Source organism: Pedobacter sp. P26, from assembly GCF_050632135.1.
Lineage (GTDB): Bacteria > Bacteroidota > Bacteroidia > Sphingobacteriales > Sphingobacteriaceae > Pedobacter.
On record NZ_CP192574.1, the window covers coordinates 5,906,257 to 5,919,894 of the forward strand.

General features: G+C 37.7%; 10 protein-coding genes, 2 pseudogenes and 1 riboswitch. Of the genes and pseudogenes, 8 read left to right on the forward strand and 4 right to left on the reverse strand.

Annotation, left to right across the window (positions count from 1 at the left end; translation table 11 throughout):
• Window positions 1-105: 105 nt before the first annotated feature.
• Together ACQ86H_RS27490 and ACQ86H_RS27495 are read left to right on the forward strand one after the other, a co-directional pair.
• Window positions 106-930 (forward strand): glycogen/starch synthase, encoded by an 825-nt coding sequence (locus ACQ86H_RS27490; protein ID WP_138819515.1) that lies wholly within the window; start codon window positions 106-108, stop codon window positions 928-930.
• A gap of 21 nt (window positions 931-951) precedes the next feature.
• Complete coding sequence (locus ACQ86H_RS27495; RefSeq protein ID WP_431293151.1) at window positions 952-2,391, forward strand: DUF4270 domain-containing protein; 1,440 nt, start codon at window positions 952-954, stop codon at window positions 2,389-2,391.
• Between the two features lie 131 nt (window positions 2,392-2,522).
• On the opposite strand, the gene ACQ86H_RS27500 is transcribed toward ACQ86H_RS27495, so the two are convergent.
• Both ACQ86H_RS27500 and mutY read right to left on the reverse strand, forming a co-directional pair.
• A complete protein-coding gene (locus tag ACQ86H_RS27500) occupies window positions 2,523-2,960 on the reverse strand; it encodes a single-stranded DNA-binding protein (protein WP_090503303.1) in 438 nt (145 codons plus the stop codon).
• A gap of 54 nt (window positions 2,961-3,014) precedes the next feature.
• Entirely contained in the window at window positions 3,015-4,076 is a 1,062-nt protein-coding gene (mutY, locus tag ACQ86H_RS27505; RefSeq protein ID WP_431293152.1) for an A/G-specific adenine glycosylase, read from the reverse strand.
• A gap of 168 nt (window positions 4,077-4,244) precedes the next feature.
• On the opposite strand from mutY, the gene ACQ86H_RS27510 reads away from it, so the two are divergent.
• The 5 genes and pseudogenes from ACQ86H_RS27510 to ACQ86H_RS27530 all read left to right on the forward strand — a co-directional run bounded on the left by ACQ86H_RS27510 (window position 4,245) and on the right by ACQ86H_RS27530 (window position 9,565).
• Window positions 4,245-4,538, forward strand: coding sequence for an HU family DNA-binding protein (locus ACQ86H_RS27510; RefSeq protein ID WP_431293153.1), 294 nt, complete (start codon window positions 4,245-4,247; stop codon window positions 4,536-4,538).
• 18 nt (window positions 4,539-4,556) lie between these two features.
• Complete coding sequence (locus tag ACQ86H_RS27515) at window positions 4,557-5,435, forward strand: tetratricopeptide repeat protein (RefSeq protein ID WP_138819512.1); 879 nt, start codon at window positions 4,557-4,559, stop codon at window positions 5,433-5,435.
• A gap of 279 nt (window positions 5,436-5,714) precedes the next feature.
• Window positions 5,715-7,264: pseudogene (locus ACQ86H_RS27520) on the forward strand (Rne/Rng family ribonuclease).
• A gap of 139 nt (window positions 7,265-7,403) precedes the next feature.
• Window positions 7,404-8,780, forward strand: coding sequence for a DNA repair protein RadA (gene radA, locus ACQ86H_RS27525; protein ID WP_431293154.1), 1,377 nt, complete (start codon window positions 7,404-7,406; stop codon window positions 8,778-8,780).
• 320 nt (window positions 8,781-9,100) lie between these two features.
• Window positions 9,101-9,565, forward strand: coding sequence for a DUF4920 domain-containing protein (locus tag ACQ86H_RS27530; RefSeq protein ID WP_210419415.1), 465 nt, complete (start codon window positions 9,101-9,103; stop codon window positions 9,563-9,565).
• 219 nt (window positions 9,566-9,784) lie between these two features.
• On the opposite strand, the pseudogene ACQ86H_RS27535 reads toward ACQ86H_RS27530, so the two are convergent.
• Both ACQ86H_RS27535 and ACQ86H_RS27540 read right to left on the reverse strand, forming a co-directional pair.
• Window positions 9,785-10,848, reverse strand: a pseudogene (locus ACQ86H_RS27535) (branched-chain amino acid aminotransferase).
• Window positions 10,849-10,995: 147 nt separating this feature from the next.
• The gene (locus ACQ86H_RS27540) at window positions 10,996-11,961 is read right to left on the reverse strand and encodes a tryptophan 2,3-dioxygenase family protein (RefSeq protein WP_431293155.1); all 966 of its coding nucleotides are present in this window, start codon (window positions 11,959-11,961) and stop codon (window positions 10,996-10,998) included.
• A 64-nt stretch (window positions 11,962-12,025) separates the two neighbouring features.
• A riboswitch (Fluoride riboswitch) is annotated at window positions 12,026-12,088 on the forward strand.
• Between the two features lie 111 nt (window positions 12,089-12,199).
• Here ACQ86H_RS27540 and ACQ86H_RS27545 point away from each other — a divergent pair.
• The gene (locus tag ACQ86H_RS27545) at window positions 12,200-13,396 is read left to right on the forward strand and encodes a voltage-gated chloride channel family protein (RefSeq protein ID WP_431293156.1); all 1,197 of its coding nucleotides are present in this window, start codon (window positions 12,200-12,202) and stop codon (window positions 13,394-13,396) included.
• The last annotated feature ends 242 nt before the right edge of the window (window positions 13,397-13,638 follow it).

A 13,638-nucleotide genomic window follows, 5' to 3' on the forward strand; every position in this document is an offset into this window, starting at 1 on the left:
AACGAAACCAAACAAATGCTTGCTATATTGATAAATAGTATTATTATGCTTACCTTTGCAGCTCATTATCTTTTATTTAACTTAATATTTTCTTAGAATATGGAGATGGCAAAAACGAAGCTGCTGATTGTTACACACGAGATGTCGCCTTTCCTCGAGCTTACTAAAATTTCTGAAATTACACGCCAATTACCACAGGCTATGCAGGAAAAAGGATTCGAAATCCGCATCTTGATGCCAAAATTCGGTAACATCAACGAAAGAAGAAATCGTTTACACGAAGTAATACGCTTGTCGGGAATGAACATCATTATTGATGACAACGATAATCCTTTAATCATTAAAGTAGCCTCCATCCCAGCTGCACGCATGCAGGTTTATTTCTTAGACAATGAAGAATATTTCCAACGCAAACAGGTATTTAGAGATGCCAGCGGAAAATTCTTTGATGACAACGATGAACGTACAATTTTTTTCTGCAAAGGCGCATTGGAAACGGTTAAAAAATTAGGTTGGGCACCGGATATCGTTCACTGCCACGGCTGGATGAGTGCATTGGTTCCTGCTTACATCAAGACTACTTATAAAAACGATCCTACTTTTAAAAATTCTAAAGTAGTTTATTCTGTTTATGAAGATGGTTTCACAGAAAAGTTAAACGCCAATTTCGCTACCAAAGCGGTAATGGCCAATATGACGGAAGATGACACTAAAGCTTTTTTACCATCTGATTGCGACAGCATGCATATCGGCGCTATAACTCACTCAGACGCAGTGGTTTTAGGAGATGAAAACTTAGGCAAAGATGTGTTAAAATTTGTTAAAGATTCTAATAAGCCAACATTAGCTTTTAACTTAACCGAGAATTTTGAAAACTTCTATACTTTTTATGAAGAAATTTCAAATGATGAATTGGTTTCAGTAGCTTAATCAGGTATTATTATTTAAAATATGAAATTTACAAAACAAGACTTATTAACCCTGTTGATAGGTCTTTTTCTTTTTGCATCGTGTAAAAACCCCGATGGTGTTGGTTTAGATGTTGATCCAAATGCTGCTATTACCGGAACCCTGGTAGTATCTCCTGTGACCACACAATTGGTTGAAGAAACTGCAGCGAACACTTTAGGATTGAACCGCTATCCACTAGGTTACATGACTGATCCTGTTTTTGGCAAAACAGAAGCTGGTATAGCTATGACTGTTTACCCGGTGAGCGCCAGTTACGATTTTGGAACCGCACCTCAACTTGATTCAGCTGTTTTAGTGTTAAAATTCGATGAATCCAGCACGTTAACTAAATTTTATGGCGACACCACTAATTCTAAATACAGTATAGATGTATTTCAACTGGCTAATAAGGTAACCAACTATAAAAGTTCGGATGTTCAAGCCATTAACAGTACTTTATTAGGGAATTTTACAGGCAAACTGGCACCAAACACCAAAGCAAAAGTATATGATATTGTTACCGGTAAAGCTGATACTTTAAAAACCTTACCTGCGCAGATCAGGATCCCTTTAAACAAAGCATTTATACAAAATGCTATCCTAAACCTGGGCACAGCAGGAACTGCAACTGAAACTAAGTTTATAGAATCATTTAAAGGTTTGTACGCACAGGTAAATAAAACATCTTCTACAGGCGTTGGCGGGATTGCCTTCTTCAACTTTTCGGGAACTGACTCTTATCTGCAGCTGGTTTGGAAAAAAACGAACTCTTCAAATGGCGTAGATACTACAAGTGTAAATTTCCCTGTCGGAAAAATGGTTTTGAATGCAGCACAAACTGCAAATATAATTTCTGGTGTAGCAGCCAATATTAAACATGATTACACAGGCACAGAAATACAAAAACAAATTGATATTCCTTTTCCGGCAGATCCAACTCAACAATATAATGTAACTTATTTACAGGGTTTAGCAGGTGTAAAAACCAAGCTAACCTTCCCTCAATTGACTAACTTTACCAGCACATACGGGAAAGCCATTATCAATAAGGCAGAGTTAGTTGTAGAGATTGGTGAGAGTGCACCGGCATATCCTTTTAATGCCGCTCAACGACTTTCTTTATATCGCTGGGATATTGCACACCAACCTGCAGACATACCTGATTTTACAACGTTTTCTGGTAGCGCTTCTGGCGGCGCAGCACTTTTTGGTGGTTACTTCGATTCGTTAAAGAAACGTTATATTTTTATTGTAACCAGTTACGTTCAGAGCTTGATTGATAAAAACATAGAAGATTACGGTACCTTCCTGGCTCCTACATCTTATACCGATTTCCAGATATCATCTACAGCTACATCTGCTGAAAGATCGATTATAGGTGCCAGCAATGCAACTGCAAATAAAATAAAGCTAAATATTTATTATACTAAAATTAATTAATGGTTTTTTAGTGGTATTATAAGAAACTCCTGTCGGCAGAACCGGCAGGAGTTTTTTTATTTAAGATCAAAAAATAAGTGCATAAAAAAAGCTACCTCTCATCAGGCAGCTTTCTTTTTCAAACCCTTTAATTAAAAGGGAAGGTCTCCATTTTCATCTGACGGACCGATTGTAAATTCATCATCAATTTTAGTTTCAGTGTTTTGATGGGCTGGTGTTGTTGGACTTTGCTCAAAATCGCTTTTTCTACCTAACATGGTAAAGTTTTCAGCCACAATTTCTGTTACATATTTTTTAACCTTTTCTTTATCTTCAAAGGATCTTGTTCTTAATTTGCCCTCTATATAAACCAATTTACCTTTCTGCAGGTATTTGGAAGCTACTTCGGCCAATCCGCGCCACAATACAATATTGTGCCACTCAGTTTGTTCTACTCTCTTACCGTCTTTGTTATATGTTTCCGATGTAGCCAATGGAAAACTGGCTACAGTTACGCCACCGTCTAAATGCCGCACTTCAGGGTCTTTGCCTAAATGGCCTACTAAAATAACTTTGTTAATCCCAGACATAAATATTTTTGGTTAGTTGTTTCGTTTTATAAATGCACAGAATAAGATGGTTAGTTACTCCATTTTATCCTTATAAAAATATTCCTGAACAAAATCATGGATTACTTTTGGCTGCGGTAACTCATCTAAGTTACTTAAAGAAACCCAATTAAGTTTCTTTTGTTTATTAAAGTTAAATATATAATTTTTTAATGCAAAAAATTGTATATGGATTATTTGGTGGGTTAAGATGTGCTTTTTTGTACTGATGAGCATAAAATCTGCACTGTTTCCAAAGGTATTTTTCACTATCTCAATGAAAAAGTCACCATCTGTATCTTCAGCTGTAAGCGTTTCTATGCTTGGAAAATCGTATAAATGCTGCCAAACGTCGCCAGCCTGCCGTTCTCTTACCAATACCTGTTCTCCATCAAAACAAATAAAATAATTAATATAACGATGCTTTTGTGCCGCCTTTTTTAACTTAACGGGAAGTTCGTTTACCATTTTACGGTTAAAGGCATAACAAGTTTGGTTAAGCGGGCAAATGCCACAATTTGGCGATTTAGGCTTGCATTGCATGGCCCCAAATTCCATTATAGCCTGATTGTAAAGGGCGGGGTCTTCCAGATAAAGCAGCTCATTTGCCAAAATAAAAAACTCCTTTTTCCCCGCCGGAGAATTGATTGCGGTAGCAACGCCATAATACCTGGAGAGTACACGAAATACATTTCCATCTACCACCGCACGCGCTTCCCCTGATGAAAATGAGGAGATTGCTGCAGCAGTATACTCACCAATTCCTTTCAATTTTATGAGCTCATCATGCAGATTCGGGAAGATTCCATGGTAACCTTTCACCACAATTTGAGCTGTTGCATGCATATTCCTTCCTCTCGAATAATAACCCAGGCCTTGCCAAAGCTTTAAAACTTTGGCTTCGGTAGCCCTGGCAAAATCGGTAACTGTTGGGAAATTTTCTAAAAACCGATTAAAGTATGGAAGCCCCTGTTCTACCCTTGTTTGTTGTAATATAACCTCTGATAACCAGATGGTATAAGCATCATTGGTGTGTCTCCATGGTAAATCTCTTTTATTGATCAGGTACCAATTGATGAGTTCATTTTGAAATGTCATTACTGCAAATTACGGTCTATTTATCCAATTAAAAAAAACTTGCAATAGCCTGATAAGTCCAGTGATAAAAAAATCATCTTTTATTTCCCTATCTCATTAAAAAGCAATACTTTTGCAACCCCAAAACAGTAGTAATATTAAAACATAATATATAATAAATAATAAAATATGACTAAGGCAGATATTATTTCAGAAATATCAACAAAAACCGGAATTGAGAAGGTTGATGTACAGGAAACAGTTGAGGCATTTTTCAAGGTTATCAAAACCAGCATGATTGGCGGTGAAAATGTATACGTTAGAGGCTTCGGGAGCTTTGTTGTTAAAAAGAGAGCGCAAAAAACTGCGAGAAATATCTCAAAAAACACTGCAATAATTATCCCTGAACATTTCGTTCCTAGCTTTAAACCAGCAAAAGTATTTGTTGATAAAGTTAAAAGTAATTCAAAAAAATTAAAGTAGAAGCCTAAGTCTTATAGTATGAATAGCAACATCAGATCAAAACAAACCATTGTTATTGGAGCGATTGTATTGCTTGTTGCATTCTTATTTACAAGAGACATTAAGGGTTTAGTTAAACCAACTGAAGAAAATGGAAAAATGCCCTCAAGTGGCCAAATGGCCGGAGCAGTTTCTCCATCGTCAGCATCGGTATTAAACCTCGAAACTTCGTCTACTGCTGCAAAGAATGTGATCAATAAGAATTTGGCCACAGATATTACAGCTTTAGAAAACAGCTACAAAGGCGCAAATGGCGCAGAAAAGATCGAACTTGCAAAACAACTGGCTCAGAAATGGGACGATGTTGAACAAATTACTCCATCTGCTCTGTATTTAGAAGTTGTAGCCGAAGGCGAACCATCGGCAAAATCGTGGTTGGCGGCTGGTAATCAATTTATAAAAGCTTTTGAGAGTACACAAGATAGCATAGCGCAGCCTGCTTTATTGCAGAAAGCTAATATATCTTACAAAAATGCATTAGAGAAAGACTCTACAAACATTGAAGCTAAAACAGGCTTAGGTGTAACGATAGTAAATGGCTTGGGCGCACCAATGCAAGGTATTGCAATGTTGCTGGAAGTTGTGGCTAAAGAACCTAAAAATGTAAAGGCGAATATGAATTTGGGGTTATTCTCAATAAAATCAGGTCAGTTTGACAAAGCAATTCCTCGTTTTAACACCGTAATTGCTGAAGCTCCAACCCCTGAAGCCTATTTTTATTTAGGAACAGCTTTAGAAAATTTAGGCAGAAATAAAGAAGCAGTAAATGCTTACCTATCAAGCAAAAAATTAGCGGCTAACCCAACCTTAGCATCATTCATTGATAAGAAGGTAGCTGAACTAAAGAATAAAAATTAATTAACAGATTAATAAAAACATTTAAAACTTAAAACTATGCCAAGCGGTAAAAAAAGAAAGAGACATAAAATGGCTACCCACAAACGTAAAAAACGTTTAAGAAAAAACAGACATAAGAAAAAATAGTTTCTTATTTTGATTAAGCCAATTAAACCTCATAGTAAACACTATGAGGTTTAAACCATTTATATGATTTTTTTATTGTATATGTTTTTGGCTACATCACTGTTTTATTTACTATCCATTTGTTAATAGGCGAAAGCCTTAAATCTGTAGCTGTTGGTAAAAGAATTAATTATCAATTCGACTCCTGCCGGAGTTACCATAGCATTGATTGAAGACAAACAACTTGTTGAGCTTCACAAAGAACAAATCAATATTAACTACGCTGTAGGCGATATTTATTTAGGCCGCATTAAAAAAATTATGCCGGGCCTGAATGCTGCTTTCGTGGATGTTGGTTATGAAAAAGATGCTTTTTTGCATTACTTTGATTTGGGCCCGCAGGTACAATCTTTAATTAAGCTAACGAAGATCAAGCGTAATGGCTCGGTTACAGGCACATTATTAGATAATTTAAAGCTGGAAGCCGATATCAATAAGGCAGGCAAAATTTCTGATGTGCTCAGTAAAAACATGCTCCTACCTGTACAAATTGCCAAAGAACCAATTTCTACAAAAGGACCTCGTTTAAGTTCCGACATTTCGATTGCCGGCAGGTATGTGGTACTGGTGCCATTCTCCAATACCATATCTGTATCAAAAAAATTAAAAGTAATACTGAACGTAATCGTTTAAAAAAGATTATCGAAAGTATTAAACCTCAAAATTTTGGGGTCATTATCAGAACCGTTTCTGAAGGCAGAGGGGTTGCCGAAATGCAAAAAGATCTTTTAGATCTAATTGCTAAATGGGAAAATTTCATTAAAAAAATACCTTCTACCGAACCTTCAAAAAGAGTTTGGGGAGAAATGGACAGATCATCAACGTTAATTCGTGATATTCTGAACCCTGATTTTACAAACGTTTACGTAAGTACACCAGAGCTGTACGATGATATCCGTTCTTATGTTCACGATATTTCTCCTGAAATGGAAAAAATCGTTAAACTATACAAACAGAAAGAACCTATCTTCGACCATTTCGGTGTAGAAAAGCAGATTAAAAATGCTTTCGGAAAAACAGTAAACTTACCAGGTGGTGCTTACCTTGTTATTGAGCACACTGAAGCACTGCACGTAATAGACGTGAATAGTGGAAACCGTACTGCCAGTAAAGAAAATCAAGAAGAGAATGCTTTACAGGTAAACAAAGAGGCGGCTAAAGAAATTGCCCGTCAACTGCGCTTGCGCGATATGGGCGGTATTGTGGTAATCGATTTTATCGATATGCATAAACCAACAAACCGTAAAATACTATTCGATTATTTGCGTGAGCTGATGTTATTGGATAGAGCCAAACACACTATTTTGCCTCCAAGCAAATTTGGTTTGGTACAAATTACCAGACAACGTGTTCGTCCGGAAATGAATATTGTTACGGTAGAAAAATGCCCGGCCTGCGATGGGACCGGAGAAATTAAAGCGAGTATCGTTTTAATGGATGATATTGAAAACAACCTTAATTATATTTTAAGAGAGCAGAATGAAAAAGGTATAACACTTTGTGTACATCCTTACATTGAAGCTTATATTACAAAAGGCATTTTCAACCTTCAACGCCGCTGGTTCTTTAAATATGGCCAATGGATTAAAGTTAAGGCACAGTCATCGTATCATTTAACTGAGTTTCACTTTATCTCTGCTAAAGACGAAGAGATTAAATTATAACTTAAAAACATTCAACTGAAAGCCCGGACATAAAAATCCGGGCTTTTTGCTTAGGTGCATTTCAAACCTCGCAGGTTTTAAAAACCTGCGAGGTTTATCAATGAGAAAGGTTAAATTCGTAATCTAAAATTTTAATCAATTGGCAAAATCAAAAACCGCATATTTCTGTCAGAGCTGTGGCTACGAATCGGCAAAATGGCTGGGCAAATGTCCATCCTGTAACCAATGGAATACCTTTGTGGAGGAAATTGTTGAGAAGAGCCCCGCATCAGTCCCAACCTGGAAAAACGATACATCTGGCCGCAAATTAAGTAAACCGAGCAAGGTGGATGAAATCCAATCGTCAACCGAGCGGAGAATATTAACGGGCGACAAAGAACTTGACCGTGTTTTAGGCGGCGGTTTGGTAGAAGGATCTTTAGTATTGATTGGCGGTGAACCAGGTATCGGAAAATCGACCTTAATGTTACAGTTAGCCTTAAATATAAAAGGGAAAAAGTTATTGTATATTTCGGGAGAAGAGAGCGAGCAGCAGATTAAAATGCGGGCAGAGCGAATCCAGGAAAATCCATCTTCAAACTGTTATATTTTAACGGAGACCTCTACACAGAACATTTTTAAACAGATCGAAATTTTAGAACCAGAGATTTTAGTAGTCGATTCTATACAGACGCTCCATTCTGCCCATATCGATTCAACTCCAGGCAGTGTATCACAGGTAAGGGAATGTACAGCCGAATTATTGCGTTTTGCAAAAGAAACCGGCGTACCAGTTTTCCTTATTGGCCATATCACTAAAGATGGCGCCATTGCAGGGCCGAAAATACTCGAACACATGGTTGACACGGTTTTGCAATTTGAAGGCGACAGACATCATGTTTACCGCATTTTACGGTCAATTAAGAATCGCTTTGGAGCTGCTGCAGAACTGGGTATTTACGAAATGCAGGGCAGTGGCTTAAGAGAGGTCTCCAACCCCTCAGAAATCTTGCTTTCACAGCGCGATGAAGAATTAAGCGGAATTGCCATTGCCGCAACCCTGGAAGGCGCAAGACCAATGTTGATTGAAACACAGGCCCTGGTAAGTTCGGCCGCCTATGGAACCCCTCAACGCTCCGCAACTGGTTTTGATACAAAAAGAATGAATATGCTCTTAGCTGTTTTAGAAAAACGATGTGGCTTCAGGTTAAGCACACAAGATGTTTTCTTAAATATTGCCGGCGGAATCAGGGTAGAAGACCCTGCAATTGATCTGGCTGTGTTAATCGCCATTATATCATCGCATCAGGATATTGCCGTGTCTTCCAAAAATTGTTTCGCTGCCGAGGTAGGTTTATCAGGAGAAATAAGAGCGGTAAACAGAATCGAACAGCGTATTGCTGAAGCAGATAAATTGGGTTTCGAAACCATTTATATCTCTAAATACAATTTAAAAGGTATTGCCATAGAAAAATACAACCTTGAGATTAAAGCTGTAAGTAAAATAGAAGAAGTATTCGGTCTTGTTTTTGGATAAATAAGAAATGGGGAAATAAATCAACAACATTCCTCATAAAGAAGATAATATTCCACATTTCTACAATTCCATTTATATTAACAAAACTATTATAAAAAATATAACTTACTGAATATAAGAATATTAATCACAACAAAAACATTAACCTTTGTTTTGGTTTCTGGTTTGCCTAAAATTCAGATGTATATCATAGAATTTGATCTACACAATTATAGGGATGATTTTCCTCGTTAACGGATGTTAACGAGGTTTTTTTGTTTTCAACATTTAGAAAAATTTAAATAACTTTGATTAGGTCATAACCGGATAATTATAAATTTATGAAAAAAATCATTCTAAGCTTAGGTTTTTGCCTATTGATGGCACTTTCATTTGCTCAAACCACATATACTGGTCAAAAATTTGGAGAAGAAGTTAAACCAGGTAATGTAAAACCAGCTGCAAAGATGGAAGCTGCTATGGGCGATAAAAAAACTGTCGATATGAAAATCGAAGGCAAGGTAGTAGATGTATGTAAGAAAAAAGGGTGTTGGATGACATTAGAAATGCCTAATGGTGATCCAATGAGGGTAACTTTTAAAGATTATGCTTTCTTTATGCCAATGGATATTGTTGGCAAAAAAGTAGTTTTGGACGGCTTAGCGAAAAAACAAACCATCTCTGTAGAAACTTTACGCCATTATGCCGAAGACGCTAAAAAATCTCCTGAAGAAGTTGCTAAAATTACCGATCCTAAAAAGGAACTCGCATTCGAAGCCAAAGGGGTGGTGATTTTGGATAAGTAAAAAGTCGGAAGACCGAAGTCTGAGGTCGAAAGCTTTGAGCGTCAATCAAAGTCTGATTTTAAATCTAGATCAATATCAATATTTACATAAAGAAAGCATCGTCATTTCGAGCGAAGTGCAACGAAGCCGAGAAATCTATCAAGATAGATCTCTCCATTCCAATGCGTTTCAGTCGAGATGACGACACTTTTTCGATTAGTGATATTTATAGATTTCAGCTTATAAAACCCAGTTCCAACCAAATTCATCAGGTGCTAAACCGTAACGGATATCGTTTAGTTTTTTAGCGATACCATTAGAAATGTGTCTTGTTGACGGATCAGTCAATTTATAAATCTGACCATTATAGCCCATTTCGCCTACATGCGTTACTGTAGCAGCAGTTCCTGCGGCAAAAGCTTCGGTTAAGCTTCCGTTTTCGATTCCTTCAATTACTTCTTTAACAGAAACCCTACGTTCTTCAACCTCTACTCCTGCATCTTTAGCCAGTTTAATAATGGTATCACGCGTTACACCATCCAAAACAGTACTACGCACTGATGGCGTAACCAGTTTACCATTAATTACAAAAGTAAGTTGGCTGTTCCGGCTTCTTCAATAAACTCATGGGTTACTGAATCTGTCCAGATCAATTGATCGTAACCTTCTTTTTTAGCTTGCTCGAAAGGGTATAATGAACGGGCGTAATTTCCGGCAGTTTTGGCAAAGCCAACACCACCTTCGTCTGCACGTGTAAATTCAGTTTCAATTTTAACCTTTAATGCACTGCTATAATATGGGCCGGTTGGCGTGGTTAATAAAGCAAATTTATAAGTATCAGACGCTTTTACCCCTAAATAAGGATCCATTGCAAACATTACCGGACGGATATATAATGCATAATCTTCCTGATTGGGTACCCACTTCTCATCAACATTAATCAACGCAGCCAAACCCTGCATAAAAATTTCTTCAGGAATACCTGGCATAGACATTCTCGCGGCCGATTTATTAAAACGTTCGAAGTTTTTATCAGCACGGAATACACTGATTTTTCCGTCTGGTTGGCGATAAGCCTTTAATCCTTCGAAAATTGCCTGTCCATAGTGAAGCGCAGAAATTGCCGGGCTCATCGGAATCGGGCCATAAGGAAGAATCTGCAAATTTTTCCATTCGCCATCTTCGTAATCGGCAGTAAACATGTGATCGGTAAAAACTTTACCGAACGGTAATTGCGAAAAATCAGTAACAGTTAAACGTGTTTCTTCTGTTTTAGTGATTTTTATATCTAATGTCTCGGTCATACTTTTTTAATTTTGAATGACTGATTTTTGAATGAGTGAATGGATTTGCATCACGCAATTCAATCATTCTGTCATTCTCTAATTCAATCATTAATTATTTCGTGCAAATTAAGAAAAAACAGGCTTTTTTAATAGCTTTTTGCAATATTAATCTTTGTTTTTGAGTGTTTTGAGTACACTAAGCACCCATCCCTTACCCCATTCTTCCATTTGCTCACCCGTCCATAGAAATGGATAAAAGATCCTTTTTTGAAAGCGCGGAGGCAGGTACTTTTGCCAGTTGGTTCCACCTGTTGCCGCAATATCAACAGGATCTTTCTCCAAATAACGTACGGCCGATTTGTAATGCGATAAGGGCCATTCTACATTTACGTACAAATCCAGCTTACGCAATTCTTCTCCAAGGGCAGAAACATCGGCTCCATTGGCTTGTAATTGGTGGTATAAAGCGGAGAAATTGGTTAGAGTACGATCTTTTGCCAGTTGTAGAAACTGAGCTGCATACTTTTTAATAAATTGCTTTAAGGTTAACGTTTGCTTACCCGAAGCCAGTTCGGTTGCACCGAATTTCCAGTAAATATTTTCGAATTGTTCTTCTATTGTTGCAGTGCTTAGTTCTTCACGTTTTGATTTGTCTACCAATCGGATAAAATCCGTAGCACAGATCTCAATCATCCGGTACTGACCTGACTGGAATCCACTGGCAGGCAATAATGACATGCGGAATTTCAGGAACTGTTCTTTCTCCATACCATCAACCATCACTTCAAAAGAAGTGGTTAAGGCGTTGAAATAAGCATTGATCCGTTTTACCCGTGCCGTAAAAAAATCGACAGTTAAATTTTCATGCTCCGCAATCTGTCTGCATTCATGTAGTACAAGCTTAAAATAAAGTTCGGTAATCTGATGGTACATGATAAAAATCTCCTCATCAGGTATTGGCGTTTTAGGGCTCTGCAAGCTCAGCAAAGTATCCAAATGGATGTAATCCCAATAGGTTAAGAAATTGGCATACAGAAGTCCATCGAGGTATGATGCCATATCTTGCCCCATTGCTGTATACTTTTCCTGTAGTTGGTGTAGTTTGTCTTTTATTTCTGGTGTAAAATCCATGGTTTAAAGTTAGCTGCACAAAGGTGATAAAGATTTTGCAACAAATGTCTAAATTTTATACATTTGGAACAATGGCGATGGGGTACCGCCAAAACCGCCCAAACAGGCTGATGACTCCTACGATTTTTATTTAAAATTGAATACAAATGCCTGTTAAAAAACTAACAGAAGGATTTCTTCTGTCTATCAAACACTTTATTAAATTCGACTTCGGATTACTCTTAATGAGCACTTTAAAGTGGCTACTGATCTCTGCAATATTGGGGGGATTATTGGCTCCGCCTCTGCGCTGTTTTTAGAAACTTTAAATTGGGCAACTAATTATCGTGAGCAACACGTCTGGATTATCGCTTTTTTACCAACTGCTGGTATAATCATTGGTTTGGCTTACCATTATTGGGGTGCAAAGGTTGTTAAAGGAAACAATCTTTTGATTGAGGAATTACAATCGCCCAAGAATGTAATTCCGCTGATTATGGCACCGCTCATTTTTGCCGGCACGATTATAACCCATTTATTTGGCGGATCGGCTGGAAGAGAGGGCACAGCGGTGCAAATTGGAGGGGCCTTTGCCGACCAGTTTACGAAACTGTTTAAACTTAAAGCCAGAGATCGGAAAGTGATCCTCATCTGCGGAATCAGCGCCGGTTTTGCTTCTGTTTTTGGAACACCATTGGCGGGCGCCGTATTCGGATTGGAGGTTTTTGTGATTGGAAGTTTAACTTACAGTTCAATTCTTCCTTCATTTATAACGGCAATTATTGCCAATTACGCCTGCAATGTCTGGGGAGTTAGTCATACCCATTATTCTATAGCCACTGTACCAGAAGTGGATTCGATAAACCTATTGTTATCTTTAGGTGCAGGAATATTGTTTGGTCTTACGGCGCGGAGCTTTTCTGCATTAACCCATGTGCTATCCAGCCTTTTTGCCAAAATTAAATATCCACCATTACGCCCATTTATTGGCGGAATAATTTTAGTGGTCATTATTTACCTGATCGGAAATACACGATACATAGGACTGGGTATTCCGGTTATTTCAGAATCTTTTATAAAACAGGAAACTTATTACACTTTCGTCATAAAATTATTTTTAACCACACTTACCCTTAGCGCAGGTTTTAAAGGCGGCGAAGTAACTCCACTATTTTTTATCGGGGCTACACTCGGTAGTTTTTTAAGTTTGTTTATTCCCTTGCCTTTTGGCTTATTGGCGGGAATGGGCTTTGTAGCAGTATTTGCAGGGGCAGCGAACACACCATTGGCCTGTATTTTTATGGGCATAGAACTGTTTGGTACAGCATCGGGCATTTATATTGCATTAGCCTGCGTTACCGCTTACCTATTTTCGGGTCATACCGGGATTTACAGATCGCAAACCGTTGGTGCTCCAAAACATTTATTGTTGAAGAGGTACCAGTTTTTGAGGTAGCTTTGACAACCTTCTCAACAAGAGGCCTGTAAGGTTGTCAAAGTTCATCGAATAATATAGCTTCCTGATGTCTGAATGAAAATTTTAGGTATTCTGTTATTCCACCAAATTGGCTTTGAAAACCTTCTAGTGCTCTACAAAGTAAGGTTGTCAAAGCTCATCGAATAATATAGCCCCATGAATATCAGAATGAAATTTTAAATACTCTGCTTTCCCGCCAAACCAGTCCAATACTTCTTGCT

What these genes read in the sequence shown, in the direction of transcription:
- ACQ86H_RS27530 (WP_210419415.1), top strand. Translation starts at nt 9,101, where the DNA reads ATGAAAAAAATCATTCTAAGCTTAGGTTTTTGCCTATTGATGGCACTT.
- ACQ86H_RS27500 (WP_090503303.1), bottom strand. Translation starts at nt 2,960, where the DNA reads ATGTCTGGGATTAACAAAGTTATTTTAGTAGGCCATTTAGGCAAAGAC.
- ACQ86H_RS27510 (WP_431293153.1), top strand. Translation starts at nt 4,245, where the DNA reads ATGACTAAGGCAGATATTATTTCAGAAATATCAACAAAAACCGGAATT.
- ACQ86H_RS27495 (WP_431293151.1), top strand. Translation starts at nt 952, where the DNA reads ATGAAATTTACAAAACAAGACTTATTAACCCTGTTGATAGGTCTTTTT.
- mutY (WP_431293152.1), bottom strand. Translation starts at nt 4,076, where the DNA reads ATGACATTTCAAAATGAACTCATCAATTGGTACCTGATCAATAAAAGA.
- ACQ86H_RS27540 (WP_431293155.1), bottom strand. Translation starts at nt 11,961, where the DNA reads ATGGATTTTACACCAGAAATAAAAGACAAACTACACCAACTACAGGAA.
- ACQ86H_RS27490 (WP_138819515.1), top strand. Translation starts at nt 106, where the DNA reads ATGGCAAAAACGAAGCTGCTGATTGTTACACACGAGATGTCGCCTTTC.
- ACQ86H_RS27515 (WP_138819512.1), top strand. Translation starts at nt 4,557, where the DNA reads ATGAATAGCAACATCAGATCAAAACAAACCATTGTTATTGGAGCGATT.